18 protein-coding genes are annotated in these 26,918 nt (G+C 71.1%); 7 read left to right on the plus strand and 11 right to left on the minus strand.

Translation table 11 applies throughout. The features are described from left to right. Nucleotides 1-252: 252 nt before the first annotated feature. The 3 genes from AC02VZ_RS18480 to AC02VZ_RS18490 all read right to left on the minus strand — a co-directional run bounded on the left by AC02VZ_RS18480 (nucleotide 253) and on the right by AC02VZ_RS18490 (nucleotide 3,147). Nucleotides 253-1,014 carry a hypothetical protein gene (locus AC02VZ_RS18480; protein ID WP_476475892.1) on the minus strand — a complete coding sequence of 254 codons (762 nt, stop codon included), beginning with the start codon at nucleotides 1,012-1,014 and terminating at the stop codon, nucleotides 253-255. Between the two features lie 364 nt (nucleotides 1,015-1,378). Further along, on the minus strand, nucleotides 1,379-2,194 hold the full coding sequence (locus AC02VZ_RS18485; RefSeq protein ID WP_432058287.1) for a M23 family metallopeptidase: 816 nt from the start codon (nucleotides 2,192-2,194) through the stop codon (nucleotides 1,379-1,381). Between the two features lie 260 nt (nucleotides 2,195-2,454). Then, nucleotides 2,455-3,147, minus strand: coding sequence for a carbon-nitrogen hydrolase family protein (locus AC02VZ_RS18490; RefSeq protein ID WP_476475893.1), 693 nt, complete (start codon nucleotides 3,145-3,147; stop codon nucleotides 2,455-2,457). 571 nt (nucleotides 3,148-3,718) lie between these two features. Between AC02VZ_RS18490 and AC02VZ_RS18495 the strand changes: the two genes are divergently transcribed. Then, nucleotides 3,719-4,708 carry a serine/threonine-protein kinase gene (locus AC02VZ_RS18495; protein WP_432058286.1) on the plus strand — a complete coding sequence of 330 codons (990 nt, stop codon included), beginning with the start codon at nucleotides 3,719-3,721 and terminating at the stop codon, nucleotides 4,706-4,708. On the opposite strand, the gene AC02VZ_RS18500 is transcribed toward AC02VZ_RS18495, so the two are convergent. The 3 genes from AC02VZ_RS18500 to AC02VZ_RS18510 all read right to left on the minus strand — a co-directional run bounded on the left by AC02VZ_RS18500 (nucleotide 4,698) and on the right by AC02VZ_RS18510 (nucleotide 14,455). After that, nucleotides 4,698-6,956, minus strand: a complete 2,259-nt coding sequence (locus tag AC02VZ_RS18500; protein WP_476475894.1) for a UvrD-helicase domain-containing protein — start codon at nucleotides 6,954-6,956, stop codon at nucleotides 4,698-4,700. The genes AC02VZ_RS18495 and AC02VZ_RS18500 overlap by 11 nt on opposite strands. Continuing rightward, complete coding sequence (locus AC02VZ_RS18505; protein WP_476475908.1) at nucleotides 6,953-13,825, minus strand: DEAD/DEAH box helicase; 6,873 nt, start codon at nucleotides 13,823-13,825, stop codon at nucleotides 6,953-6,955. The genes AC02VZ_RS18500 and AC02VZ_RS18505 overlap by 4 nt, the downstream gene beginning before the upstream one ends. A 201-nt stretch (nucleotides 13,826-14,026) precedes the next feature. Next, complete coding sequence (locus tag AC02VZ_RS18510) at nucleotides 14,027-14,455, minus strand: ATP-binding protein (RefSeq protein ID WP_476475895.1); 429 nt, start codon at nucleotides 14,453-14,455, stop codon at nucleotides 14,027-14,029. 326 nt (nucleotides 14,456-14,781) lie between these two features. On the opposite strand from AC02VZ_RS18510, the gene AC02VZ_RS18515 reads away from it, so the two are divergent. After that, nucleotides 14,782-16,050 carry a PQQ-binding-like beta-propeller repeat protein gene (locus AC02VZ_RS18515; RefSeq protein WP_432058283.1) on the plus strand — a complete coding sequence of 423 codons (1,269 nt, stop codon included), beginning with the start codon at nucleotides 14,782-14,784 and terminating at the stop codon, nucleotides 16,048-16,050. Nucleotides 16,051-16,181: 131 nt separating this feature from the next. Here AC02VZ_RS18515 and AC02VZ_RS18520 read toward each other — a convergent pair whose 3' ends face one another. Continuing rightward, nucleotides 16,182-16,943 (minus strand): hypothetical protein, encoded by a 762-nt coding sequence (locus tag AC02VZ_RS18520; protein ID WP_432058307.1) that lies wholly within the window; start codon nucleotides 16,941-16,943, stop codon nucleotides 16,182-16,184. 276 nt (nucleotides 16,944-17,219) lie between these two features. Here AC02VZ_RS18520 and AC02VZ_RS18525 point away from each other — a divergent pair, with 276 nt between their 5' ends. Further along, nucleotides 17,220-18,746, plus strand: a complete 1,527-nt coding sequence (locus tag AC02VZ_RS18525) for a hypothetical protein (protein WP_432058282.1) — start codon at nucleotides 17,220-17,222, stop codon at nucleotides 18,744-18,746. Between the two features lie 146 nt (nucleotides 18,747-18,892). Here the strand turns inward: AC02VZ_RS18525 and AC02VZ_RS18530 are convergent, their stop codons facing one another. Both AC02VZ_RS18530 and AC02VZ_RS18535 read right to left on the minus strand, forming a co-directional pair. Next, nucleotides 18,893-21,688, minus strand: coding sequence for a tetratricopeptide repeat protein (locus tag AC02VZ_RS18530; RefSeq protein WP_476475896.1), 2,796 nt, complete (start codon nucleotides 21,686-21,688; stop codon nucleotides 18,893-18,895). Next, nucleotides 21,685-22,110 (minus strand): hypothetical protein, encoded by a 426-nt coding sequence (locus AC02VZ_RS18535; RefSeq protein WP_432058280.1) that lies wholly within the window; start codon nucleotides 22,108-22,110, stop codon nucleotides 21,685-21,687. Before AC02VZ_RS18535 ends, AC02VZ_RS18530 begins: the two co-directional genes overlap by 4 nt. Before the next feature lie 424 nt (nucleotides 22,111-22,534). Between AC02VZ_RS18535 and AC02VZ_RS18540 the strand changes: the two genes are divergently transcribed. Genes AC02VZ_RS18540 through AC02VZ_RS18555 form a run of 4 tightly spaced genes read left to right on the plus strand, consistent with a single transcriptional unit; the run spans nucleotide 22,535 to nucleotide 24,882 of the window. After that, entirely contained in the window at nucleotides 22,535-23,305 is a 771-nt protein-coding gene (locus tag AC02VZ_RS18540) for an RNase A-like domain-containing protein (protein WP_476475897.1), read from the plus strand. A 27-nt stretch (nucleotides 23,306-23,332) separates the two neighbouring features. Beyond that, nucleotides 23,333-23,881 (plus strand): hypothetical protein, encoded by a 549-nt coding sequence (locus AC02VZ_RS18545; protein WP_360594330.1) that lies wholly within the window; start codon nucleotides 23,333-23,335, stop codon nucleotides 23,879-23,881. A 13-nt stretch (nucleotides 23,882-23,894) separates the two neighbouring features. Next, the gene (locus AC02VZ_RS18550; RefSeq protein WP_360594332.1) at nucleotides 23,895-24,194 is read left to right on the plus strand and encodes an RNase A-like domain-containing protein; all 300 of its coding nucleotides are present in this window, start codon (nucleotides 23,895-23,897) and stop codon (nucleotides 24,192-24,194) included. 22 nt (nucleotides 24,195-24,216) lie between these two features. Continuing rightward, nucleotides 24,217-24,882 carry a contact-dependent growth inhibition system immunity protein gene (locus AC02VZ_RS18555; protein WP_360594334.1) on the plus strand — a complete coding sequence of 222 codons (666 nt, stop codon included), beginning with the start codon at nucleotides 24,217-24,219 and terminating at the stop codon, nucleotides 24,880-24,882. A 37-nt stretch (nucleotides 24,883-24,919) separates the two neighbouring features. On the opposite strand, the gene AC02VZ_RS18560 is transcribed toward AC02VZ_RS18555, so the two are convergent. Together AC02VZ_RS18560 and AC02VZ_RS18565 are read right to left on the minus strand one after the other, a co-directional pair. Continuing rightward, on the minus strand, nucleotides 24,920-25,435 hold the full coding sequence (locus AC02VZ_RS18560; protein WP_476475898.1) for an ATP-binding protein: 516 nt from the start codon (nucleotides 25,433-25,435) through the stop codon (nucleotides 24,920-24,922). A gap of 120 nt (nucleotides 25,436-25,555) precedes the next feature. Continuing rightward, nucleotides 25,556-26,716: a hypothetical protein gene (locus AC02VZ_RS18565; protein ID WP_432058890.1), complete on the minus strand. Its 1,161-nt coding sequence runs from the start codon at nucleotides 26,714-26,716 to the stop codon at nucleotides 25,556-25,558. Nucleotides 26,717-26,918: the final 202 nt, after the last annotated feature.

A 26,918-nucleotide genomic window follows, 5' to 3' on the forward strand; every position in this document is an offset into this window, starting at 1 on the left:
CCCGTTGTTTCGGCGAGCGGCACACCGGCCACTCGACGTCCTCCCCTTGAGGCTCAACATCAACCCCTCGGCACGCGCTCGGCGGCGACTTGGGCAAGGCAGGCTCGGGTGGCCGGCGCGCCGCGCGGACGAGCTCGGGGCCGCGGCCGAGACGCAGGGCGGCGGGTGCGCGCCGGCGTGCACCCGCCGCCCGGGACCGACGCGGCCGTTACCGTCGGTGCGGCGACCAACGGTCCGCCGAAGGCGCGGTCGTCACTTCACCACGACGTTGTCCCCGGACGACTTCGACGGTCCGGTCGTGGTGTTGCCGTAGTACACCCAGCGCCACGTCCCCGTCGTGGAGGCCTTCACGGTCGTCCGCAGGTTGCCCGAGCCGTTGGCGTACACCTTCTTCACCGTGCTGTAGGAGGTGGCGCCGGACGGCTTGAACTGGAGGGTCACCCGGCGGTCTCCGTAGGAGGCGTACTTCCTGGTCTCCCAGTTGGCCCGGGTGACCTTTCCGGTCACGGTGATGGTCTTGCCCTTGGCCACCGGTTCCGGCGAGGCGTTGACGGTCAGGCGCGAGCTCCGCTTGACGTGGACCGTCAGGCCCTTGTCGTCGACGTCACCGCCGCCGCCCTTGAAGTACACCTCGGCCCCGACGCTCCAGGCCCCGGCCTCGCTGTTGCGCATGTCCCACACGCTCGGGTCGAAGTACATCGTCTCGTCGAAGTCGCAGACGCTCGCACTCACCCTGATGCAGTCGCTCGTCTCGATGGCGTGCCACAGCCGGTCGTCGCCCTTGCGGTACAGGAACACCGCCGGCCACTTCCAGCTGCGCGTGGTCGTCATCCGGAAGGAGGCGGGCACCGCGACCTCCGCCGACGTTCCGATCACGATCGGCTTGCCGCCGTTCACCTGGACACGGGAGAACGAGACCCCGCCCTCGGCCGCCCCGGCCGGCACCGCGGCCACGGCTGTGAACGCCGTCGCCGCCCCACCGGCCACGACGACTCTCCAGAACTGCTTCCCCACCTGGTCCCCCATCCGTACCGACAGGCGCCGGAGTTCGTCCCCGGCGCCTTACAGACGACCGGCGCCGACGCCGGGTTGTGTCCCTGCAGATCACGAAGCGGCATCGGAAGGCCCCGCCCCTGGTGGGGCCGCGAGGGCGGTCGGGTTGCGGCGAGCAGGGCGGAGCCCCCACGCCGGCGACAGGCATCGGCCTCCGAGGGGCACGAGGGGCACGAGGGACGAGGGAGCTGGGGGCCGCGGCCGGGTACGGCAGGGCGCCGTGCGGTGCGGCCCCCGGGGAGGGCGCAGGCGGGGCTGCCCGGAGTCCGGTGGCCAGGGCCTGCCGACATCAACGGCAGGCCGGAGGAGCATGTCTAACGTATCGTCAACAGTCGGGTATAACGGTCCCGTTGTTGTCCCGTGCCTCGTCGTTGCCCCAGCGGGAGAGGTAGTACGCCGAGACGTACGCTCCCCGCCCGTTCTTGCCCGGGTAGGTGGTGTCGAGGTCCGTCTTGAGCCACCAGTGGTTGTAGGTGCCGTTGGCCCCGCGGATCTCCTGACCCCACACCTTGCAGTACACGTAGTGCGTGCCCGCGTACAGCATGCCCTGCGCGTCGTTGGTGTTGGGCTGTGCGTAGCCCGTGGTGCCGGCGAAGGTGTCGACCCAGTACCTGCCGGTGCCGCCGCAGCCGTTGTCGCTGGTCAGGTGGTGGCTGCCGTACGAGCCGGGGTAGGCGAGCGCGGTTCCGTTGATCCGGATGTTCTGGCCGACACCGTTGAGGAGCTGCTCGTAGTGGATGTGCGCGCCGGAGCTGTTGCCGGTACTGCCGGTGGTGCCGATCTGCTGCCCCTGGCTGACGTGGGCGCCGCTGGCGACGGAGAAGGCGTTCAGGTGGAAGTAGTACGTCTGCCAGCCGCCGCCGTGGTCGATCGTGATGTAGTTGCCGGCGCCGTTCGCCTGGTAGTGCCGGGTGGCGGTGCCGGCTGCCGAGGCGAGGACGGGCGCGTTGTTGGTGGCGCCGCCGTCACTGCGGACGAAGTCCAGCGCCCGGCGGACCTCGGCCGAGTGGTGACTGTACGTCCATTTCTGGCCGCAGGCGTAGGGGGCTTTGAAGAGGGGAGCGGCCTGCGCGGGCGTCGCCACGAACAGGCCGGCCACCAGGGCCATGAGGCTCACGAGGGTGATGCGTATCGATCGCATTGCCGTCTCCGAACTGCGAGGTGCGTGCGGTGGTGGTGTCAGCGGATGCGGACGGCGCCCAGGATGCCGCACGTTGGCGTGTTCACGACAGTGGGCAGTAGGCAGTGCGATGGCGCGCGGAAGCCTCCACGGAGACGCCGTCCTGCCGTCGGTCCCTGCGCAGTCGCGTGACACGTCAACGACATGGAAGCCGCACGGCAGTTGGCAGATCGAGCGGCGCACGTCGTCCCCTCAGGCACGATGTCCGCGGTGGCTTCGGCTCACTTGACGAAGACCGCTCGCGCCATGCCATCCGGGTCGGGGCCCGCCTCGGCGAGCAGCTCTCCGTCGGCGGACCAGATCCCCGAACGGCCGGAGGTGCGATGGAATCCGCCACCGGTCGGACCCGCGAAGGCCGCGGTGGCGGCCCACACGCCGTGGTCGGCCGCGACCCGGCGGGCACGCTCGCCGTGCACCTCGGCCTCGTCGGCGGCGTGGACGACCCCGGCCACGTAGCCGTCGATACCCAGCGCGGCCGTCCTCGTGGCGTGCTCGGGGATGCCGGTGTCGCGGCAGACGGCGAGCCCGAGCCGCCACCCGTCCACGTCGATCACGGCCGGCTCGCCGGGTACGAAGCGGACCGCCTCGCGGCCGTGCAGGTGGACCTTTCCGTAGGCCACCCGCGCGCCGCCCTCGTCCACCGCCAGGACGCCGATGCGCGGTCCCGCGACCGGCGCGCCGACCAGGGCGAGCGTCCCCGTCCCGACGCACGCGGCGATGAGCGGAGCCAGTCGCCCATCGTCCGGGGAGACCGGCGCCGCGTCCAGTTCGTATCCCGTCAGCGACATCTCGGGGAACACCACCACCCGTGCGTTCGCCGCCCGCACGGCCTCCGCGTGAGCCACCGCGTTGGCCCTCACGTCGTGAGCCCTGCACCGCGGTTGCGCCACCGCGATGCTCAACGACTGCCCCACCTCTGCCTCCCCTCGGCGGATGGCACGACCATCTCATCCTTCCGCGACACGGCCGAGTCGATGCGTCCGTGCCGGGAGTGGATGTCCGGCAGTCCACCAGCACCTCACCGCTTGCCCGAGCTCAAGCCCTTCGACCTCGTCGCTTCGGGGTCACCGTTCGCGTGCGAACGACGTCTCAAGGGGAGCGTCACCTGTTCCCTGCTGTGCGAACGGGTGCCGCACTCTCCCCGCGGAGTCACAGTCCCGGGCAGGAGTCATCGTCACGGAACTGTGTACACACGGGTGCACACGCACGAGGTGACCCATCGGGCGAGGTCCTCCTGGGAGGGGGCTTGAGACGACGGAGCATCGGAAGATCGCGAAGAGTCCGGAGTATGCCCTGCTGCTGTCACCTGCCGCGAAGGTATTCCCGACAGCTGTACGAGCGGCTGGGTGCCGTGGTGTCACGGTGGGGGCTGCCGTCGGCGCCTGCGCGGGACTGGTTGACTTCTTCCGCGGGCGGTCGACACCGGGCCTTCGGCCGTACGTTCCGCCCGCCGGCCATCGTTGCGGCTCACTGAAGGAAGTGCACGTGGAGCAGTTCGCTGCGGGCAAGGTACTGCGCGGCAGGTACCGGCTGGATCGTGTTCTGGGCAGGGGGGCGATGGGGCATGTCTGGCAGGGCACGGACGTGTATCTGGAGCGTCCTGTCGCGGTCAAGACCGTCACCGCGGATCTGCTGGCCCTGCCCGACCGGCGCCGTACCGCCTTGGCGCGTTTCGAGAGGGAGGCGAAGACCGCGGCGAGCCTGGATCACGCCAACGTCACCACGGTCTACGACGCGGCCGTCACCGAAGAGGTCTGTTGCCTGGTGATGCAGCTCGTCGACGGAGCGACCCTCGGCGATGTGGTCGACTCCGCAGACGAGGGGCGCCTCTCTGTGCCCGTCGCGGCCTCGGTGGCCGCGCAACTGTGCTCGGGGCTCTCCGCGGCCCACGCCGCCGGCCTCGTCCACCGGGACCTCAAGCCGCAGAACATCATGGTCCGCACCAGCGGCCTGGTGAAGATCCTCGACTTCGGTCTGGTGAAGGTCCTCGCGGACACCGACCCGCAGCTCACCATGACCGGCGAGACGCTCGGCAACGTGGCCTTCGCCTCGCCCGAACAACTGGCCGGGGACAGGACGCTGGACGGTCGCAGCGATCTGTACGCGGTGGGATGCCTGCTGCACCACATGCTCACCGGCCGGCTGCCCTTCCAGGGGCAGGGCCCCGCCGAGCTGGTGAGCCTGCATCTCACCGCGTCGCCGCCCCGGTTGGCCGACCACGGAGCAGAAGCGCCGGCCGCACTCCAGGAACTGACGCACGCCCTGCTCGCCAAGCGTCCCGAGGACCGTCCCGCCGGCGCGGCGGACGTGTATGCGGCCCTCGCCCCCTACCTGCCGGCCCCCGACCCGGCGCTCGCGACCCGGAGGATGCCGCCGGAGGATCCTCGGCGGCCGTTCCTCCTGCCCCAGGCGCCGGTCATGCCGCACTGGCCGGGGCGAGCTGCGGAGCGACCCCGGGGAGGGATCACGCGGTGACCGGCGGCCGGATCTCGATCAGTTCCTTGAGGAACGGGCTCGGTTCCCCGTGCCAGAAGACGTCCAGGCTGTCCCGGGCGCGCGTGGCCGCCACGAAGAGCAGGGATCGGGCACGCAACATCTCCGCCCGGTACCGCGCCGGGTCCGTCGCCTGCCGCTGCTGGACGGCGGAGCGTGGCACCAGCCCGTCGGTCACCCCGGCCAGGATCATGCGCCGGTACTCCAGGCCCTTGAAGCGGAACATCGTGCCGATGTGGACGCCGCTGTCGCCGAGGGGCCCGTCCGGGCCGATCTCCAACGCCATGATGTCGTGCAGTCGCAGCGTGTACGCGACCTCGCGCGCCATGTCGTTCGTCGGCACGGCGACGGCGATCTGCTCGTGCGGAACCTCTCCCCACGACTCGATCAGGGCAGCGATCGCCTCGCGCTCCTCCTGCCAGTCGGCCAGCCGGTGCAGGTCCGGTACGCCACCGCTGAGCACGGACCGGAACCCCGCCAGCGTCTCGGTGCTGCCGTCGAGGTCGTCGTACGTCTCCTCGCCGAGCACGTTCAGCGCGGAGCGCAGGATCTGCCGGGTGGTGCGGTAGCTCAGCGACAGCTTCGACGACCGGCCCCGGATGTTGATGCCGAGGCTGCCGAGAGTCACCTGGTTCTTGTAGATGCGCTGGTGGGTGTCACCGACCAGGAACAGGTCGTTGCGGTCCGGAGCGGTCATCGCGCGCAGCATCTTCCAGTGCGCGGGCCGCAGGTCCTGCGCCTCGTCGACCACGATGTGCCGGTACCGGTAGCGCAGCCAGCCCCCCGAACCGTCGGCCACGTGGATGTTGTCGAGCCCACCCGCCTCCTCCCGCCGGCGCTCGATGTCCTGAATGCGCCTGGCACGTCCCGCCTCCAACTGCGCCGCACGCTCGGCGATCTGGTCCCATGTCTGCACGCCGAGCCGGTCCAGGCGCTGCGTGAACCGCTCGGCGAGCTGCCAGATCTCGGCACGCTCGGCGCGGCTGACCGTGCGCCCGCGTCCGGCGCGGCGAGCCCGGAAGTAGTCCGTGCGGGACGTCACAGCCTGGCCGAGGATCACCTGCGTCCACTCGTCGTGCAGGAACTCCGCGTCCCAGCCGCCCTCGCCGAGCTCGTCGAGGAGCGAGCGCCATTCGCGGACCGCCTGCGCCTCGTCGACGATGCGCTTGCGATTGCCCGGTTCCGCCTCCCGCACGGTGCGCAGCGCGAGCTGGTCGACGTGGCTGATCTCGACGCGCGACAGCAGCGCCTCACCGCCCAGGGCCAGCAGCCGTGAACGCAGGTCCGCCGCCAGGTTCTTGTTGTACGTGGTCAGCAGGACCGGCTTGGTCCGGCCGGCCGGGAGCCGCTCCACCAGGTGCTTGACCCGGTGGAGCGCCACGATCGTCTTGCCGGTGCCGGGACCACCGCCCACCCGGGCAGGACCGCTGTAGTCCCGGGTGACGAGCTTGGCCTGAGTGGGGTGCAGGAACACCTTCCAGCGTCCGAAGTCCTCGCCCTCCAGCGCCTCTCGGAGCGCGTCGTCCGTCGTGGTGACGATCGTGGCGGGGCGGTCGACGGCCGCGCTGAAGTCCTCGGGATCCACGGGGTCGGGCGTCGCGACGGGCGCGGTGACCTGCTCCAGGACATCGTCGTACGACTTGCCGTCGTACAGCGCCAGCAGCACCTCGCCGGAGAGCTGCGGCGCGTACTCGACGAGGCCGAGGAGCTGGTCCTCAGTGGTCAGCGCGGCGACGACGGGCACCAGGGACGGGGCCACCCCCAGGTCGGTGAGCTCCTGTTCCGACCACTGCGCGAACAGCGGCTCCGGAGCGGCGGGCCCGGCGGGACGGGCGGGCTCGGCCGGGGCGCCGCTCGGCGGGGGAGCGGGAGCGAGCACTTCCTCCTGTACGACCTGGAGGTCCACGTACTCGATACCGCCGGTGACACGGTTGACCGAGTACGTGAGCCGGTCCAGGTGCGCGTACACGTCCTTGCGGTGCTTGACCGAGACGATCAGCCAGTCGTCGTCGGCCAGCCGCAGCAGCAGGGCGCGGTACTCGTCGTTGACACGCGCCGAGTGCAGCTTGTCGTGCCCCTGCAACTGCTTGAGGCGCAGGCCCGCGGAGTCGGGGTTGGTCTTGAACTTGTGCTGGAAGTCGTAGATCGCGCCCTTGACCGGGCGGGGGAGCTTGAGGATCTCCCGGTCCGCCTTGTCGAGCAGGCGCAGTGTGACGTTCTTGCCGGTCACGGCTGTTCGTTCCCCCCGTTGTCCGTGGTGGTGTCGTCTGGCTGGTGATGGCCGATGCGGTCGGCGAGAGTGTCGGCCGTCCAGTCGGCGGCGGGCCGCACCTCCCAGCCGGCCGCGGCGAAGTCGCGGTCCCGGTCTGCGGCCTCCGGGTCGAAGTCCTCGCCCTCCGGTGGGCTCGGGGTGCGGACGACTCCGACGCGTGCGTCCGGCCAGGCCAGTTCGGCCTGCCAGCCGGTGTGCGCGTCGAGCTCGTAGCCGTCCTCGGGAACCGGGACGCCCCGCGCGGCGAGGGCCTCGGCGAGCGCGAGCAGACCGGGCTCGTCCGGGTCGAGGTACTCGACGACCTTGTCCCATGCCGAGTCCCGGACGGGCGGCGCCTCACGCGGGGTGGACACCTCGGCGGCCGGGGGAGCCTGGGGTGCGGGCGGTGCGGCCTCGGCCGGTGCCGGGGTGCCGTCGGCGAGAGTGAGGCGGACGCTCTCCAGGACACCGCCGCCGCCCGTCACCGCCAGCGTCTCCACCGCGAACCCGTCGAGACGGCCGGTCGTGAGCTGGACGGCGTCACCGCCGCCGGTGTCGAGGAACTGAAGCACGTTGGACCAGTACAGCCAGGCCCGCCAGCGCCGCTTGTGCGCCTCCTCCCGGGCGTGGACACCGGGCGCGTCGTCGAGGAGGACGATGCCGGTCCACGCGGGGGGCCTGGCCCGGCCGTCGGCGGCGAAGACCAGCGGCAGCTCCGAGCGGTCGGTCACCGCGAAGAGCTGCACCGGACCACGCGGCCCCGCCGGTTTCCCGCCGCGCAGCGCCGCCGTGATCTGTCCGCCCAGCCCCTCCGGGGTGAGGGCGACCGGGCGGATCCCGGTGCCCATGAAGCCCGCCAGTGCCGCCTCCGCCCGCCACTGCCAGCGCTGCGCGTCCGGCCGGCGCAGGTACTCCACGAGCTGCACGGCCGGGTTGACCCACACCGTCTCCGCGAGTTCCCCGGGCAGCCCGCTGCGCACGGTGGAGTAGTAGCCGCGTGCCTTGTCGCGGGCCGCCTCGCCATACGGCTCCCACACCGGGTCGGCCGGTCCCGCACCCCCGCTTCCGGTATCCCGGACGCGGCGCCGCCAGTCGCTCACATCGCCGTAGGTGAGCTGGAAGACCCGGAGCCCTTCCGCGCGCAGCCGGGTGCGCTTGTCGGCGTCGTCACCGGCCCGGTTGTGCTCCCGGCCGGCGTGGAACTCGTAGCCGTCCAGGTACAGCGCCACGCGCGGGCCGGGCGCGTCGACCCGTTCGAAGAGGACGTCGGGGCGGGTGCCGTCGAGGACCCGCTGCTGGGAGACCCGCCAGCTCAGCGTGGTGCCGTCGGCGGCGGTGAGCCGCAGGTCCAGCGCGTGGGTGCCGGCCGGGGTGATGTAGGCGTCGCCGCTGGCGCGGCTCTCGGGCAGCCGGGCCCACTCCCGCAGCGTGTCGATGAACAGGACCTCGAGGTCGCTCTCGGCCTGCTGGTGCATCGGGATGTGCTGGGTGGTGGCGACGGGGGAGGTGGCCCAGCGCTCGCCGTCCGCGCCGAGCAGTTCGTCCAGCATCTGGCGGACCTCGTTGCGGCTGACCTTGTCGTAGTCGGCCGGCGGTACGCGGCGCAGCAGACAGCGGTGGCAGCCGTCGAGGCCCTTCTCCAGGCAGCCGCAGCCCTCGATCACCTCGCGGGCCTTCAGCAGGACCTCGCGGAAGCCGTCGGAGGTCGCCAGGCGGTGCAGGTACCCGGTGCCGCCGGGCAGCCGGTCGTAGACCACGAGGAACCGGCGCGGCCAGTCGCGGTCCTCGCCGTCCGGCATGGACGCGGCGGTGATGTCGATGTGGTCCGGGTCGCCGCCGTAGCGGGCCGCTATGCCCGCGAACAGCGCGGCGGTGAACGAGGCGAGCCGCTCCTTGGCCCGCGCCACGGACGCCGGCAGCAGGATGCGGACGGCCTCCGTGGTCAGCTCGTGCGCCAGCAGCAGCGGTACGTCCTGTCCGGCGCCCTGCGCCTCCCCGCCGCCGCGCAGCCGCCGGCGCGGGCACCAGAGCTGGTGGTGGGCGCTCGCCCGGGTGGACTGGGCGAGGGACGCGGTGAGCGCGTGCTGCGACTGGTCGACGACCGGCCGTCCGTCGGCCGTCGCGCCGCCGCAACTCGTGCACACGTAGAACGGGTTGAGGCGTACGTCGTCCCCGGCCAGCGGCACCGTGCTGCTGCCGTCCTGCCGGTCGATCCCCAGGTTCAGGGTGCGCACGACGGCCCTGCGGGTGAAGTCGGCGCCGAAGACCGCGGTGTCGTGCCGCCACGATCCGGCCGCCAGGTGCGCCGGGTCGATGTCGACGGTGGTGAGCACCGCGTACCGCCTGCGGTCCCGCTCGTCGCGGTCGTCCCGCACCCGGGCGTCGTCCCGCTTGTCCCGGGACGTCACGCGGCGGGGCTCCAGTACGTGGTGCACACAGCCCGCGTCGGCGATCTCCCGGGAGCCGCACCGGGGGCACGGCGAGGTGTCGTTCTTCGGGTCGCCGTGGGTGCGCGCGTACCCGCAGGCCGGGCAGAGCCGCCACACCGACCAGGCGCGCCGCTCGGGGCTGCCGATGTCGAGGGCGCGCACGACGTGCCGGTAGCCGTTGACGTAGAAGCTGTTGCCGGGCGCGAGTTCGGTCAGGGCGAGTTTGCGCGAGCGTTCGTAGTCGCGCATCTCGCTGCGGTACACCCACTCGCGCCGCTCGTCGTCGCCCTCCGGCGCCTCGGCGCCCTCGTCGCCGTCGGCGGCCTCCTTCCAGTAGAGGGTGGCCTCCAGGGACGTCGTGGTGTCGGTGAGGCTGTAGTTGGGCAGCAGGCCGAGTTCGACGAGGGCGCCGTGGGCGCTCGTCTGGCTGAGCTGGCGCAGCAGTTCGCCCGTGGCGCGCCGCTCCGCGAGCAACTCGCGCCGCTCGGCGCCCTGTTCACGGTCCTCGGCGAGCAGCCCGTCCACCGCTGTGTCGATGGCGGCGATACGGCGGCGCAGCTCCTCGCGGCGCGCCGTCCACTGCTCCTCGGCCTCCGCCAGCGTGCGCGCGATGCCGCCGGTGGCGTATGCCCGCAGCTCGTCGGCGGCGTGCGGGGACACTCCCCGGTCGTCGTCGGGGCCGCCCGGCGCCTCGGGGAACAGTGCCAGGAACTCCTCGACCAGCCGGGCCCCGTGGGTGAGCGCCGCGTCCGACAGGTCCTGGCACCAGCCGGTCGTGCCGAACAGCGCCGACGACAGGCGCGGCACGGGCATCAGCGACTCGCCGTCCGCCGTGGTGAGTTCGCCGCGTGCCGCCCGGTCCAGCAGATGCGCGGTGTACTGGCGGCGCAGGATCTCGACGGCCGACAGGTAGCAGCCCGGCGGCACGATGTCCCCGGCGATCATCTCGGTCGGGTCGTCCAGGTAGTACCGGTCGCGGGCCCGGCGACCGCCGAAGGCGACCACCAGGGCGTTGCCGGTCCTGCGCCCTGCGCGCCCGGCACGCTGCACGTAGTTGGCCGGGCCGCCCGGCAGCGAGCCGAGCAGTACCGCCGACAGGTCGCCGATGTCGATGCCGAGTTCCAGGGTGGGCGTGCAGGACAGCACATTGGGGTCGGTGTAGTGGGTGCCCTGCCGGAACGCCCGCTCCACGCCCTCCCGTTCGGGCCGGGTGAGCATGCCGGTGTGTTCGGCGGTGACGACCCGGTAGGTGCCGCCCGTCAGATACAGGCGGCGGTAGTAGTCGGCCCGGTAGTCGCGTTCCAGTTTCCCGCCGAAGCCGCCGCTGCCCGCCCCGGTCGACGACATGCCGTACTGGGGAGGCGTGAGGACGCCGGTGCAGCGCCAGCGCGGGCAGGGGTGCCCGTACCAGCGGGTGCGCCGCTCGGGCGGTACGACCTGCTGCCAGCCGCACTCCTCGCAGGCCACGAACGCCTTGTTGACCAGGTCGTCCGCCAGCAGCCGCACCTGGATGTGGCCGGGCTGCAACCCGTACACGCGGGTGGCGCGGTCCTTGGCGGTGCGTGCCGAGACCACGCCCTCGTCGGCGAGGACGGGCAGCAGCCGCCGCAGGTACTCGGTCGCCTGGGCCGCGTCCAGGCCGAGGCAGCGCCGCGTCCAGTCCTGGTACCAGTTGCCGCGACCGCTGATCGTGTCGAACTTGGTCTTCTCCTTGGGCCCGGCGAGCAGGAACCTCGGCGGTGCCACATACCCCTCGGGGAAGGCCGGCATCCCCTCCGGACGCTGCCCGGAGATGAGGTACTGGTTGACGCCCGCTTCCTTGATCCAGGTGTCCAGCCACCGGTGCCGGACGCCGCCGCGCAGCCGCATCCGCTCCAGCAGCCCCCGCACGTACGCCAGATAGCGGTCCGGTGTGGGCAGGCCGCCGTCCAGGCCGAGTTGGCCCGGCAGCGTGAGATGCAGATCGCGGGCGAGCGCGACGATCCGGTCCGGTTCGGCGATCACCACCTCCGCGGCCGTGGTCCGGGTCAGCTCCAGGGTGCGCCCGAGCCGCGAGCGCAGCCCGAACTCCATGACCGTCGCGAACGCGAGCCGCTCCCCGATGAGTTTCCACGTCCGCGCGTCCCCGGTGCCCCGCCCCGACAGCAGCCGGTCCACGCCCGGTTCGTCATGCAGGTCCGGCGGGACGACCGCGGCCAGTGTCTGCGGATCGTCCACGGAGTCCAGGACGTCGCCGATCAGATCGTTCAGCGGCAGCGGCGCGCCGTTGTCGTCCAGCCGGTGCGCGAGCAGCGAGCGCAGCGAGAACTTGTACGACGCGTTGGCGACGTATCCGGCCCGGTGCGCGGCGTCCTGCGTGGAGTCGTTGAACAGCAGCGTCTTGCGCTCCTCCGGCGCCAGCGCGATCTCCTGGCCGCCGGTGAACAACTGGGTGACCGTGGCGGACGCCAGCGCGGCCAGCGCGGTGCCGAGGAAGCGGATGCCGTTGTCCGCGCCGCACGCGGGGCAGGTGTCGTCCTTGGCGGCCCGGTCGGCGGTCTTCTTGTCCAGCACGGCCCGCGCGAACCAGGCGTCCTGCAATCCCTCCCCGTCCTCGGCGACGGGCATCCGGTACGTGCCCTGCGCGCCGTCCAGCACCACCACGGACTGCGGGTCCACGCCGCCCGCCGCCTTCGGCGCGCTGCCGGTGAGTGCTGCGAGGGCGTCCCGCGCCTCGGCCGGCGTCGCCGAGATGAAGTACCGCAGCCGCCGCTTGTCGCGCCCGACGGCGGCCTGCCAGATCTTCTGCGGACCGGTCTCCAGCTTCTGCGGATCGGCCTCCGGGGACAGCGCCGCCCACCCCGAGCGGCCGCAGACGCGGCAGTAGACCGCGGGCAGGTGCGCCTGGGCCGGCCGCTGCACGGTGTCCGAACCGGGCAGCGCCTCGGGCCGCCGTGAGTCCGCCGTCGGCCACTCGTCGCCGTCGGACGACTCCTCCGACGCGGACGCCGCGGTGAGCGCCGAGCGCCGGGCGACGGTCCGCTCGTCCTCGTACCAGCGGAACTCCGGCCGCGCGCCCACCCCGCTCAGCACCCGCCCCACCGGCCGCACCCACAGATGCGCCTCGATGTGCAGCAGCGGACGCGGCCGCCGCTCGTCGGACTCCGGGTCCCGCGCGGACGACAGCAGCGCCACGAACCGCGACAGCGCCTCCAGCGCCAGCCGCGGATTCTCCCGCGCGGTGCGCGCCCACGCGTACCCGAAGCGGGCCATGCGGTCCCGCAGCCCCCACGCGTCGAGCGGCTCGCCGTTCAGCAGCGCGAGCACCCCGTGCGTGAAGTCGTGCTTCTTCAGCAGCCGCCCGATCCGGAAGGCGTCCAGTCCGCGCCGCCCCAACAGCCGCTCGGCGAGCCCGTCCAGGTCCAGCCGGTCCGGGTCGGACTCGACGCCCGGCCCACCGGAGACCTCGATGACCTCCTTGGGGTCAGGGGGCTCGGGCAGCTCGTAGTCGATGTCGCCGACGAAGTCGTCGGCGCTCAGCCGCTCCTCACCGACCACCGAATCCGGACCGAACGGCACACCGAACACCTGCTCGGCGACGGCCAGGATGCCACTGCCGTCGCCCCCGCCCTCACCGAGGGTCGCCGAAGTCGCCACCGGGCAGATCGACCCCAGCGGCCGCTCCGGCTTCGACGCGCCCACGGCCGACGCCAGCCGCCGCAGCAGCATCGCCACATCCGTACCCTGCGCGCCGTCGTAGGTGTGGAACTCGTCCAGTACGACATACGCAGGGTCCGCGCCCTCCCACAGCGGCCGGTCATCGGCCCGCTGGAGCAGCAGGTCCAGCATCTTGTAGTTGGTGATCAGCACATCCGGCGGCGCCTGGCGCATCTCCTCGCGCCGCGTCATCACCCGCCGGAAATCCGTGTCCGGTTTGTCGCCGATGTAGAGACCGGCCGTCACCTGCGCCAGCTCCGGCTGCGCCAGATACTCGCCGATGCGGCCGGCCTGGTCGGTGGCGAGCGCGTTCATCGGATACAGCAGTACGGCCTTCACCCCGCGCCGCCCCAGCGCCTTCTGCCGCCGGCAGTGGTCCAGTACGGGGATCAGGAACGACTCGGTCTTGCCCGACCCGGTGCCGGTCGTCACCAGCGTCGGCTCGGCGGCTCCCCGGTAGGTGCTCAGCCGCTGCCACGCCTTCGCCTGATGCCGCCACGGGGTGAACGACGGCTGCCACTCCAGCGCGGCCTGCCATCCGTCGGCGGCAGGATGGAACGGCGTCCGGATCCGCAGGTACGGCCCCCGGAATATCCCCGTCTCCGGGTCCCCCAGGAACCGCTCCAGCGCGAGCCGCGTGTCCTCGTCGGCCAGCGCGTACGTCGTCGTGAGGTACTGCGTGAGACTGCCGCGGAGCTGCGCGGCCGCCAGGGTGGGCTTCACGAGGACCTTTCGGGCGAGTCGGCTGTCGGAACCGTCGGTACGCACCACCGCGACGCCGGGCACCGGTACCGTGACGATCGGCACCCAACATAACGCCCACCTCGGACAACGGGACCACCCGGTCGGATCCCGGACGTCCACGACAGGAGACGGGGCGCGGACATCAGGGGCCGGCCTCGTCGGGCGGTGCGGTCGGTGACGTCATTCCGTTGCAGGTGGGATCACGCTCAAGGACGCCCACACCGTCTTGCCGGGGCCGCCGCGGCGGTCGGTGACGCCCCAGTCGTCGGCGAGGGCGGCGACGAGGAGCAGGCCGCGGCCGGACTCGGCGTCGGGGGCCGGGGGCACGGTGGTGGCGGGCCGGCGTTCCGCGCGGGTGTCGGAGACCTCCACGCGCAGCCGCGCCCCGTCCGCCTCGACGGCCAGCCGGACGTGGAAGTCCCGGCCGGGCACGCGCCCGTGCCGGACGGCGTTGGCGCACAGCTCCGCTGTGATCAGCGTCAGTGTCTCGTTGACGTCACTGGTGTGCGGGTGGCCCCAGGAGTCCAGGCAGTGCGCGACGAACAGCCGGGCCAGGCGTGCACCACGCGGGGTCGAGGTGAAGGCCATCGCGAACTCGTTGGAAGGCATGGGGAGAAGGGAGAGCAGCCGGGGCCGCTGGGGGGAGGGACTGTGCATACCGTCAGCGTGGTGGCCACGAGGGGCGTGTCACCAGCGGCAACGCCTGTACGGGAGTGTGCTGTACGCGTGGACGCGGGCCAGGGCCCGTGCGGTCGGTGTCGCGTTGTCTCGATTGCTTCACGGTGCTGTCCCGGTTGGGATCTGGCGGTGTGGGCGTCGCAGGAGCCCGGTTAACGTTCCTGATCGCAAGGCTGTGCGTACGTCCGTTTGTTCGGTACGGCGTGGGGCCTTCCTGTTCATGTTGCCGCTCTGACGCATCACGGGGGTACGCCGAAATGGCCATGCGAGACAACACGTCGGACGACAGAACGTCCGGGATGTTCGGGGGACCTTCCCGTCGGCGTGTGCTGCGGTTGGCCGGGGGCGGTCTCGCGCTGGCGGCCCTGACCGCCGGCACGGTCGGCTGCGAAGAGGGCGCGGTGGAGGTCGAGGACCCCGGGAACGCCGGCGGTGACAAGCCGAGCGGCGGCGACAAGGACTCCGGCGGCGGCACCGACAAGAACGGCCAGGGCCCCAAGCCGCTGTGGACGAAGTCGACCTCGGCCGAAACCTACGGCGACAACGACGAACTCGTGGTCGCGGGCGGCGCCGTGATCGCCAGCGGCAGTCCGCTGGCCGTCCTCGACACCAAGACCGGCAGCGAGAAGTGGAACCTGCCCGGCGGCGCGGTCCCCGGCGCGCCCCTGCTGCTCGGCAAGGACACGCTGTACCTGGCCAGCAGCGAGTACGACGGCAGCGTCATCGGCTACGACCCCGCCTCGGGCAAGGAGACCTGGCGCAGCCACCTGGGCAAGGGCTACCGGCAGCCGCGGCCGATCGCGGTGGACGAGGGGCAGGTGTACGTCGTCGCCGAGATCCTCGAGGACGACGGCTCGTCCAGGACGAACGTCATCGCGGCCCTCGACAGCACCACCGGCAGGATCGCCTGGAAGGAGCAGCGCGACCTCGGCACCATGCAGAACGGCATCCACGCCGCCGTCCGCGGCCGCCACCTCGTCTACACCGACTTCAAGAAGAACCTCACCGTCCGCGACACCGCCACCGGCAGTCAGGTGTGGACGCACAAGACGACCAAGACGAACTACGGCTTCTTCGCCGTCCACGAGGATCTGGTGATCGTCCCGCAGGGGCAGAAGCTCCAGGCCTTCAACCTGTCCGACGGGAAGGAGAAGTGGGCCTTGGAGGCATCGGAGTTCGCCCTCTTCAAGGAACCCTCCGTCGTGGAGGACGTGCTCTACATCGCCGACAGCGCCAGGACGTTGCGGGCCATCGATCCACGCACCGGCAAGCAGCTCTGGAAGTCCGAGGCCCTCGCCGACGCCGGTCTCCAGGTACCGCGCCAGTACGTCAAGGTGAAGGACACCCTCTTCGGCGCCACGGACCTGGACAAGAAGGGCGGCATCATCGCCATGGACGCGAAGTCCGGTGCCGTGCGCTGGACGTTCAACGACGGGACCGGTGACCACCACGCCTGGCTGGTGGCCACCGACGGCGAACGCGTCTTCGCCCTCCACGGCAACAAACTGCACGCACTGCCTGCGTGACGCACACGCCGGACGAGGGCCCGCCAGGGTGCAAGGCGTCGTGTTCGCCCGATTGTGGCGGACCCGACGCCCGGACGGTTGCAGCAGTTATCGTCGGCGCGACGCCCGCCGACCCGTCGGCACCGCGGTCATCACTTCACTACGACGTGGTCCCCGGACGACGTCGACGGTCCGGTGGTGGTGTTGCCGTTGTACAACCAGCGCCACGTGCCCGACTTGGAGGCCTTCACGGTCGTCTTGAGGTTGCCCGAGCCGTTCGAGTACACCTTCTTCACCGTGGTGTAGGAGGTGGCGCCGGCGGGCTTGAACTGCAGCCTCACCAGGCGGCCTCCGTAGGAGCCGTACTTCCTGGTCTCCCAGTTGGCCCGGGTGACCTTTCCGGTCACGGTGATGGTCCTGCCCTTGGCAACGGGTTCGGGCGAGGCGTTGACGGTGAGACGGGAGTGGCGCTTGACGTGGATCGTCAGACCCTTGTCGTCGAAGTCTGCACCGCCGCCCTTGAAGAACACCTCCGCCCCGACCCTCCAGGCCCCGGCCTCACTGTTGCGCATGTCCCAGATGCTCGGGTCGAAGTACATCGTCTCGTCGAAGTCGCAGACGCCCGACTTCACCTTGATGCAGTCGCTCGTCTCGATGGCGTGCATCAGCCGGTCGGCCCCCTTCCGGTACAGGAACACCATCGGCGACTTCCACTTGCGCGTGGTCGTCATCCGGAAGGAGGCGGGCACCGCGACCTCCTTCGACACCCCGATCACGATCGACTTGCCGCCGTTCACCTGGACACGGGAGAACGAGACCCCACCCTCAGCCGCCCCGGCCGGCACCGCGGCCACGGCCGTGAACGCCGCCACCGCCCCACCGGCCACGACGACTCTCCAGACCTGCTTCCCCACCTGATCCCCTGTCTTCGTACGGAAGGCGCCGGAGATCCAGCCCTCCGGTGCCCTGAAGACACCCGGCACCCATACGAAGTTGTACGCCCGCTGATCACGATGGCGCATCGGACCGTCCCCGCCGGGTGCGCGGGCTCGCGAACCACAACGCGCAGGCCACGGTCCGCACCGCTCCGTTCCCCGTCCGGATGACACTCGACCCGAGATCGGCCGACCGGCATGGATGTGACTGCCGTGAAGGCGGTGCCGACCTTGTGTGGTGTTACCTTCCGCGACATGACCGATCACGCGCTACGGCTGCTGCGGCAGGACCGCCGCCTGGCGGAACTGGCCGCCTTTCCCTTCGACTTCGACCTTGACCGTGCCGCCCACGGCCATGTCGAGGAGGTCCGCCTCGCCTCGGGCGAGCCGCTGGAGACGGTGGCCGGGGACGACACCGGCGGTACGTACTTCGTGTGCGCGGACGGCTCGATGCTGTACGCCGACTCGGAGGGCGCTGCGGGGATCATCGGCTCCAGCGTCGACGAGGCCCTGGAGCTCGTGATCGGCCTGCCCGGCTGGCGCGGCTGCACACGTCTGTCGCCGGACGACGGCGAGGAGAAGATCCTTGCGTACGTCGCGGAGACGGAGGACGAGATCCGGGAGCACTACGGAATCGACGAGGAGCGGGCCGAACTCCGTGCGGCGCTCGGCTTTCCGGAACGCTCCCCGGTCGAGCTGGTGGGCAGACTGCGCGCGGCACTGTTGCGCACCGAACCGGACTTCGTCCTGCTCAACGCGGATGAGGGGTGCGCGTACGACCTGTTGGGGCCGGTCGGGCCTCCGGTGTGGGAGCCCGTGCTCGCGGCGGGCCGCGCCGATCTCGCCCGTCTGCGGGAGGGCGACCACACGGCATGGCGTGAGGTCGCCGAGGACCCGGTCCGGCGCCGGATCACCCTGATGGCCGCGCAGTTCGACCGCGCCGAGGGCGATCTGGAGCTGCTGAGGCATCTGCTGCGGCACGAGACACGGTCGTCGATGACGGACGAACTGCGGCTGGCGGCCGTGCTGGTGGGCCTGCACGGGGACACCGGAGATCTGCCGCTGCTGCTCGACGTCCGGGAGACGGACTTCGACACGGCGTGCGGCCTGGGCGGGATGCCGGAACCGGGTGCGAGCGCGGACGAGTTGCGACAGTGGGCGCGGGAGCTCGACGAGTCGATGTTCGGGACGGACCCGTCGGACGAGCCGATATCCACCTGGACCGACCTGGCGCGGGACCAGGGGATGACGGAGCTCGCGCGGGTGACGCTGATCCGCAGACTCGACAGCATCTTCATGGACCAGAGCAGACTCCGCCGCCCCGAGGCGCCCCGCGCCCTGGCCACCGCTCCACTGAGCGGGCTCGCCCGGGACTTCGAGGAACTCGGCGACCTTCCTCAGGCGTTGCGCGCCCAGCGCCTGTACGCCGCCCTTCAGGAGAGGGCGTGGGACCGGGCGTCGGCCCGGCGCACCCTCGCCCGCCTGGAGCGGAAGGCGGGCCGGCTGTCGGAGGCGGTGGACAGCCTGGCCGCCGTACGCGATCCCCTGGCCGCCCCGGGCGACGACTCCCTGCGCCACTGGCAGCGGGTCAACTTCGGTCGCTTCATCGCCGAGGAGCACTACCGGCTCACCCTCGCCCTGGCCGAAGCGGGCCGCCACGAGGAGGCCCGCGTCCTCCTCACCGCCGCCGACTCCGTACTCGGCGAGCTCTCGGACAACGCCGCCGACGGCGTCCGCGAGCTTGCCGAGCGGACCACTGCACGCGTGTTGGAGGTCGACTGAGGACGGGCACGGCGGGCGGGCGGCCCGCCGGCAAGCAGGGGCTGCCCAAGCAGTCAGTCCCCTCGCCCGCTGCTGCTACGAGCGGCGCCCTGGGAAGCGTGCGGCCGTCGCCGCCCGCTTCTCAGAGCGCGAGCCGAGATTCGGAGTCACAGGCTCTGGTGGGAGTCGTCGTCACCGTAGCCCGACCCGCTGCTCTCCCCGCTGCCGAAATCCGATCCGTCACTGTCCGAGGAGCCGTAACCCTCTTCCGAGGGGGACGAGGACGCATACGAGGAGTCGTAGCCGCCGGACCCGCTTGAGGAGGAGTCGTAGCCGCCGGCGGTGGTGGATGAGCGGTGGCCGCCGGTGCTCGTGCCGTGGCCGGGTGATTCGCCGATGACGTGGCCGTGTGTGGCTTTCGGGGCGGGGCGTTCCTCCGCCCCGTCGAGGGGGAGGGGGGAGGCGGGGGGCTCTACCGCGTCCGTCGCGGTGCCCGGAGCGAGGGCCGTCAGCGCGATGTCATCCGGGAGGGACGGTTCACGCAGGCCGTGTGAGGCCGCGTGGCCGTCCGGGAACCAGCCCCCGAAGGCCGAGCCGGAACCGCCGGGGGCGGCCGGGGAGACGTCGTCCAGAACGAGTGCGCCCACCGGCGGCAGGACGGCGAGCGGGCTGAGCGGCTTCACCGGGATGCGCCGCAGGGAGGCGCGCCGGAAGAAGAGACGCCGGATGCCCCGGTGTGTCTCGCGTGCCTGTCGCTCCAGCGTCCTCGCCTCGTGCCGCGTCGCGTCCGGGGAGACCTCGGAGAAGTGCCGGATCGCGGTCTCCAGCCAGTCACGTGACTCGCGGGCGTCACCCGAAGCCGCCCAGGCGAGCCCCAGGTTGTACGCGGCCTGCCCCCGGCCGAACCGGTCCTCCTCCGGAAAGGCCCGGAAGGCCCGCTGGTAGGAGTTCCGGGCGGACGACAGATCGCCGGTCCGCAGATGGACGTTGCCCAGGTGCAGGAGCGACTGGCCCTCGTCGCGTCCGTCCCCGCCTCGCCTGCTGCGCTCGACTGCCTGCTCGTGATGGGCGAGGGCCCGCCGGTCGTCTCCGCGACGGGCCTCGATGACGCCGAGGTGATTGAGGAGCGCGGCGATCCCGCCCGCGGACTCCAGGGCGGTCGGGGCAGGCCGCCGCTCGCATGCTTCGAGCACGCTCTCCAGGGCGGCGACGACCTCGTCCCCGGGTGGCGAGGGCTCGTCGAGCTCGCTCAGCGCCCGGTACAGGAGGGGGAGCGCCGTGTCCGGGTGGCCGTTCGAGGAGGTTCCGACGGCCATCGATGTCCGGTAGTGGGCCAACGCCTCGCACGGCAGCCCCTGTTGGTGGTACGCCCGGCCGACCTCCAGCAGCAGGTGGCTCTGCTCTTCCCGGAGGTCGAGATGTCGCGCCGAGCGGGCCGCCGTTTCATGGGTGAGCACCCAGTCGTCCCAGTGTTTGCGCAGGTCGAAGAAGGGCGTCAGGGTGAGGGCCAGGGACACGGCGTGCACCCGCGTGTACCGGTGCTCCTGGGCGCGGACCACCGCGGCCACCAGGTTCGGCCGCTCCGCGTCCAGCCAGGCGAGCGCGGATCCGGTGCTGTTCATGCCCGCCAGGGCGCGAGCCTCGGAGTGCGGCGCCCGTGCCTTCCACGGATTCCCGTAGGCCGACGTCCAGAGGCGGCGGCCGACACCGGGCAACAACTTGGCGGCACTCCAGGCCGTCACCGCGTAATGGTCCATGAGCCGGACGAACGCGGCGTCCCGCTCCCTGTCGGCGACTTCCTGACAGCGCTCCCGGGCGTACAGCAGCACCAGGGACTCGAAGCGGTACCCGTCGTAGCCGGTGTTCCGTTCGACGAAACGCAGCTCGTGCAGCTCCCTCAGCCGCCTGGCGGCCACGAGCGGCGAGACCCCCGCGAGGGCGGCGGCGGCGTGGACGCCGATGTCGGGCCCGGGGTGGAGGGCCAGGAGCCGCAGCAGTCCCTGGGCGTGGGACGAGAGCATCTGGTACGACACGTCGAGCGCCGAGCGTACGCTCCGGTCCCCGGTGTCCAGTTCGGCGAGTCTGCTCGCGGAGTCAGTGAGTCTGTCGCGGAGCTTGCCGACGGACATGCCCGGCCAGGTGACGAGCTGGTGTGCCGCCCGCATGAGGGCGAACGGCAGGCCGTCGCAGAGCTCGGCCACCGCCCGCGCGCTGTCGGGGTCCTCGGCGACCCGCCGGTCCCTGCTGAGCGCGTGCCCGACGACGGCGTGCAGGAGCTCCACGGCGTCGGCGGGCGCGAGCGGGTCGAGCGCGTGGAACGCCGCGTGCTCGTCCAGTAGCGAGGCCAACTGCCGGCGGCTGGTGACCAGGAGCCGGCCGGTCCCGGCGGGCGGTAGGAACGGGGTGACCTGTTCGGCCGCGGTCGCGCCGTCCACGACGATCAGTACCGGCTTGCCGTGCGCCTTGGCGTGGGCGATCAGGTACCGGTCGAACAACTCCTGTTGTTCGTCGGGTGTCCCCGGCCGGGGCAGGGGCAGGTCCAGCGCCACGGCCAGCATGCGCAGCGCCCGGCCCATCGTGTCGGCGGCCGTCCCCGCGTCGCCGGGCCGGTTGTCCACGTCGACGAAGAGCTCGCCGCTGAACCAGCGCCGCCCGGCACGTCTCGCCTCCTGTGCCACCGCCCGGGCCAGGAGGGTCTTGCCCACGCCCGCGGGGCCGTGGACGACGATCGGGCCCGGGGTGCCGCGGCGGGGGTTCAGCCGGGCCAGTATCTGCCGGACCTCGTCCTCCCGGTCGACCCACGGGCCGACGTCGGGCATCCGTCCCACCACCTGGACGCCGCCCTCCCGGGGCAGGTTCCAGGTGTTGACCTGAATGTTCCGGTCCCCTATTTGCTGGGGGCTGTTGCGGTACGTGTTCCCCGTCGGGCCCGGACCGTCCGGGGCACCGGCGTCGCGCTTCACGCGTCGGAGCCGTAGTGGATCTGCATGTGGTTGTGGTTGCCGTACTGCTGGGGGGACTTGTCGTACGTGTTGCCGTGGACGTGCAGCGCGGGGTACCGGTCCGCCACTCCCGGAACCGAGGAGACCAGCCGCCTCAGCTCCGCCTCCGCCTGCTGTCGTACTTGGTCGTCCGCGTCATCGAGCAGGGAGGTGAAACGCGCTTCCCACAGACTCACCTGACGGTTGCTTTCCTCCGCGTCGTCCGACGCGCGGAGCAGCGCCGTGCGCTCCAGGTCGGGTTCCACGTCGTCCTCGCCGTCCGGACGGCCCCGGAACATCCGGACCACGCCGCTCCGGACGCCCTCCCACGCCTCCGTCCCGGCAGCCTGTACGACGGCGGTCCCTCCGGCCGCGGCCAGCGCTATGAGCGACTCGGTCAGCATCCCCGCACCCTTTCCCCCTGAACATGATCGGCACCCCGCTCCTCCCCGCCCCGGTTCGCGGGTAAACGACGCGACGTCCGCCGACGTGGAGGGTAGCAATCCGTGGGAGAGAGACGGGAGTTGCGGCCGCGTGAGTGGGTGGGGCGGCAGCCGGGGTGGTTCTGCCCGTTGCCGGTTCCCCGACGGGGGCAGGGGGAGGGGAGATACTCCCCGCCGTTGTACAAGCGCGTCCTGTACGGGATGAGGGCGTGCGTGCGTACCCGGTAAGGGGGAAGCGGGGTCAAGTGGTGCGAAATGCACGGTGCGTGTCACTACCGTGAGCTGTGAGTGACGGACGGATGTGGTGCCTGCGGCGGGGCGGTGCCACTGTGCGGGTGGGTAAGGTGAGGTCACCGGTGACTACGACTCACGGTGAGAGTGAACCGTGGGTCTGGTCAAGGGTGCCGTCAAGGGCGCGACCCAGTTGGGCCAGGGCATCGTCCTGAACATGGACACGGCCAAACTGAACGCGATCGTCAACGAGTACAACCGACGGGTGGACGCACTCGTCCCGAAGCTCGACGCGCTCATGGGCCCCTTGGACGAGGCGCACCGGAGCGCCCCGAAGTTCGAGGCCCAGGAGGCACGGGCGGAAAGCTTCGGCATGAGGGCCCTCAACGACTTCAAGTCCGAGCACCGCTGGACCGATCCGGAGGAGACCAAGAAGGGTGTCTACCGCATTGATCTGGCGAGCAGCGAATGGCTTGGCGGCGGACACACCGTGGACAGGCACGTCGGCAAGAGCGCGGAGCAACTCGCTCAGCGCCTTCGTGACCAGGGTGACGATCCGACCGGATCCTGGGTGCACGGGAAACCTAGAATCGGAGGGGCCTCGAGCTTCACCGACCTCAAGAGCGCGCAGAAATACACGCAGTACAACATCGATGCTCATTCCGCCGAGATCAAGGCGTGGCTGGACGGCCCGCCCGACCCCAGCGAGCAGTACATCAAATTCGTTGGGCCCGGGCCCGATGGAGAAGTCACCGGCGTCAGTGTGCGGAAGCAGCCGTACGATCCGTCCGATCCCATGACAGGCTTCAAGGAGGGCGGAATGAACGTCAAGTCCATTGACGTGAAGAACATCGATACACGCTTGAAGTACGATCCCAACCTTGATCCGCCCTTCGTGGTCGTAACGTCCATGCCGGCGCTGTGACCGTTCGTCGAAAGGAGAATCTCAACCATGACCCGAGTGGTGTGGGAGGACGCGGTCGTCCGTCTGCTGGATGACGTGTACACCTTCGCTGCAACTGGCCCGAAAACCAGCGCAGGCTGGCAGAAGGACACTCTGGCGGTGATGAATCGAGAAGTCGAAGATCCTCGTGGATGGATCACCTTGGACTGGGACAGGCAAAACGACCAGGAGCGGACCGCAAGTCGGCCTTCCTACCCCTTCATCCCCCTGTCCGAGGAGGAGTTGGAGAGACGGCTCCGCCCGGTGACGGCCGAGACAGCCGTTCGCCTCTTGGTCGAGATGACATATGAATGGGGCCCGGTCGGAACGGAGGAACAGACCAGGGTGGCATTTGCTGACGCTCGAACTGTACTTCACCGGTACGGAGATGGGATCTCGTGCTACGCCAACATCTCTGCGGCCGGGGAATCCTCGTCGCCGGATCTTTCCAAGGGTGTCACCGGCTGGAGCCCTCTCACCGATTTCATCGGCGACTTCGGTTTCATCGTCGTCTCATCGAAAGAGGTCGGTGTCTATTGGTCGTTCGACGCCAGGTGAGGGTCCCACTGTGATGCGAACGAGAAGCGCGACCTACCCCGACCACGAAACGGCACAGTGGGCCACCCAGCGAGTCGTCACCGAGAATGAGCAGGTCATTCACCGTTGGCTGGCCGGATCCACGCGTGCACGACTGACCATCGAGGCCTCCTGGCCCTCCCGGCCCAAGCCTGTCGGACAGGTGCTCCTGCAGGCGATGATGCTCGCCGGCCGGGGCCCCATCGACGTACGGGCCGCCCGTGTGGTCCTGAAACGGGACGCGTCCCGTCCGCACGGCTTCGTCGTGCACGCCACGTTCCCCATCTACCTGTAGCGACCCGTAGAGGCTGATCACCATGCCCCTGAGCCCCCGAGAGCACGACCGCCGGTACGGCGAGCTGGACCAGGTGATCCGCGCCTACGCCGGACAGCCGGCCGACGACACGCCGGAACGCCCGAGCCGGGCGCTGATCGCCTACCTGCGACACACCTGGCACACCCGGCCGTGGGCGCTGGCCGTCGCAGAGCGACAGGTGCGTGAGTACGCGGAGCACCCACCGGGACGGCTGCGCCTGAGGCTCGGGGAGTTCTACGCACTCCCCGATGTGGGGCTGCCAGAGAGCGACATTCAGCAATGGCTCCACTGCCTGGCGGACCACATCGGGCACAGCATCACGGACGGCGCGGTGCCGCCCCCGGCCGTGCCCGAGACCCGCTGGGAGTGGCAGTCGCGTTTTCCCGAGCTCGCGCAGTTCCTCGGCGGATGGTTCTCCCAGGACATGCCGGACGAATTCGACGACCACGACATCGCTGTCGACGACTACCGGACGACCACCGACCGGCAGCTCGTCGCCCGGCTGGTCGGTGAGCTGCACGAACTACTCGCCCTCGAACTGGACGAGTCGGACTGCGCCCTGGCCGCCGTCGAGCTGGGAATGGAAGTCGATCCCCCCGCTCCGTACGGCCCCAGCGGCTGGTTCGCCTCCGTCGCTGCCCGACTCACGATGCCGCAATCCACGTAGGAAGCGTTGGCGTTGCCCCCGAGGGGTACGGCGCGGTTCACCCGGGCCCGGTTGCGGGCGTTCCGGCGGGCGCCCAGCGGAGGGAGCCGGGGCGGCTGCCCGTAGTGGTGCCGACCGTGGCCCACACCGTCTTGCCCGGGCCGCAACTGCGCTCGGTGACGCCCCAGTCGTCGGCCAGGGCGGCGACGAGGAGAAGCCCACGGCCGGACTCGCACTCGGACTCGAGGCCCGTGGGCGCGGCGACGGCAGGCCGGCGTTCGGCGCGGGTGTCGGAGACCTCCACGCGCAGTCGCCCGCCGTCCGCCTCGGCGGCCAGCCGGACGTGGAAGTCCCGGCCGGGCACCCGCCCGTGCTGCACGGCGTTGGCGCTCAGCTCGGCGGTGATCAGCGTCAGCGTCTCGTTGACCTCGCTGTCATAGGGATGGCCCCAGGCGTCCAGGCAGTGCGCGACGAAGAGCCGCGCCAGCCGGGCACCTCGCGGGGTCGAGGTGAACGACATCGTGAACTCGGTGGTTCCCGTGGAGCCCGGGGGAGGGGAGAGCGGTGTGTGCATGCGGCCAGCGTCGCGGCCGTGCCGGGCGTGTCACCAGGAGCGACGCCTGTACGGCCGGGTGCTGTACAGGACCGCGGCGGGGGAGTGGGCCCGCGAGCGTGCTGCTGGGCGGCGACGAGGTCAGTCCCGGCGGCACCGTTCCCGCAGCTCCGCGAGGACTTCCTTCTCGCGGGACGTGAGGTCACCGTCCACGGCGGCCACGCGCTCCGCAGCCTCCAGCACGTCTCCGAGATCGCCCTGCTCGGCGTCCACGCGCGTCCAGACGTCGGCCGGGTCGATGTCGACGACGTGCGCGAGCTGCTCGTCGACCACACCGTGCTGCTCGCGGACCAGCCGCACCAGATGCCTCATCAGCAGTGCTTGGTCGTCGTTGATCTTGGCCTTGGTCTTCGCGTTCGCCCTGATGACGTACCAGGCGATCCACAGCAGCAACCGCGGGTGCCGGCTGCTCCGGCTCATCCCCTCGGCGAGCTCGATCACCCGCGCTTCGTTCCGGAAGACTGCCCGCGCGTGCCGGCCGGCGAGCAGGGTCGTGTAGCGGTTCAGCAGGACGGCGAGGGGGACACCGACCAGGGGGATACCGATCTTGATGACGTTGCGCTGCAGGAGGTGCCGCCCGATGACCGGGAGCGCCTTGCCGGCGTTGAGTACCGACGTCGAGTAGAAGCGCTTGACCAGTGGTCGCACCATGACCGGGACCGCTTTGACCACGGTCTTGTTGGCGGCTTCCCCGCTCTTGATGGTGAGGGCCACGCGGATGAGCTTCCACAGGTCCTCGGGGTCGTGCACGTCGATCGGGACCCGGTAGAGGACGGAGACGTCGTAGGCCAGGCGGAGCTGGAGCTGTGAGATGAACGCGACGTCCACCATCACGGTCGCCACGGCCGCGGGGACGGTCGCCGGGGATGCACCCCCGAGACTCCCGATGGTGGCGGCGACCGTCGCGGTGTACGCCCCGGCGGAGAGCCCGCCTTCGAGCGCGGCGTACCGGGCCGCCATCTTGATCCGCTGATCCACGATCACGTCGGCGGGCACACCCGCGTACCGATCCTGGAAGTACTGCCAGTCGACCTTCTCGGTGTACGCGTTCATGGCGTGAGCGGCGAGCTTGGTGAACCAGTTGCCGGACTTGATGTCGTCGGCGCTCAGCCCCTTGACGAAGTCCTTGATCTCGGCCTGCTCCTGCTCGACGCACGCGCGGTCCGCGGCCTCGGCGGTCTCGCCGGCGTCGACCGGTTCGTCCGGCCCGGTAGCGGCAGCGTGCGTCGTCGCGTCCGTCATGGCGCGCTCTCCCCCAGACTGTTGCGCGATCGCCGAACAGCGGGGTCCCCGCCCCGGCTGCCGGCTCCACGCGTTGTTTCCGCGAGCAGCCCACCGGCCACTCGACGTCCTCCCCTTGCGGCGCAACAGTAACGCCTCGTCACGCGATCGGAGGCGGGTTGGGCAACGGAAGCTACGGGTGACCGGTGGGCGCCGCGGACGC

This window comes from Streptomyces sp. 3-6 (assembly GCF_056323165.1).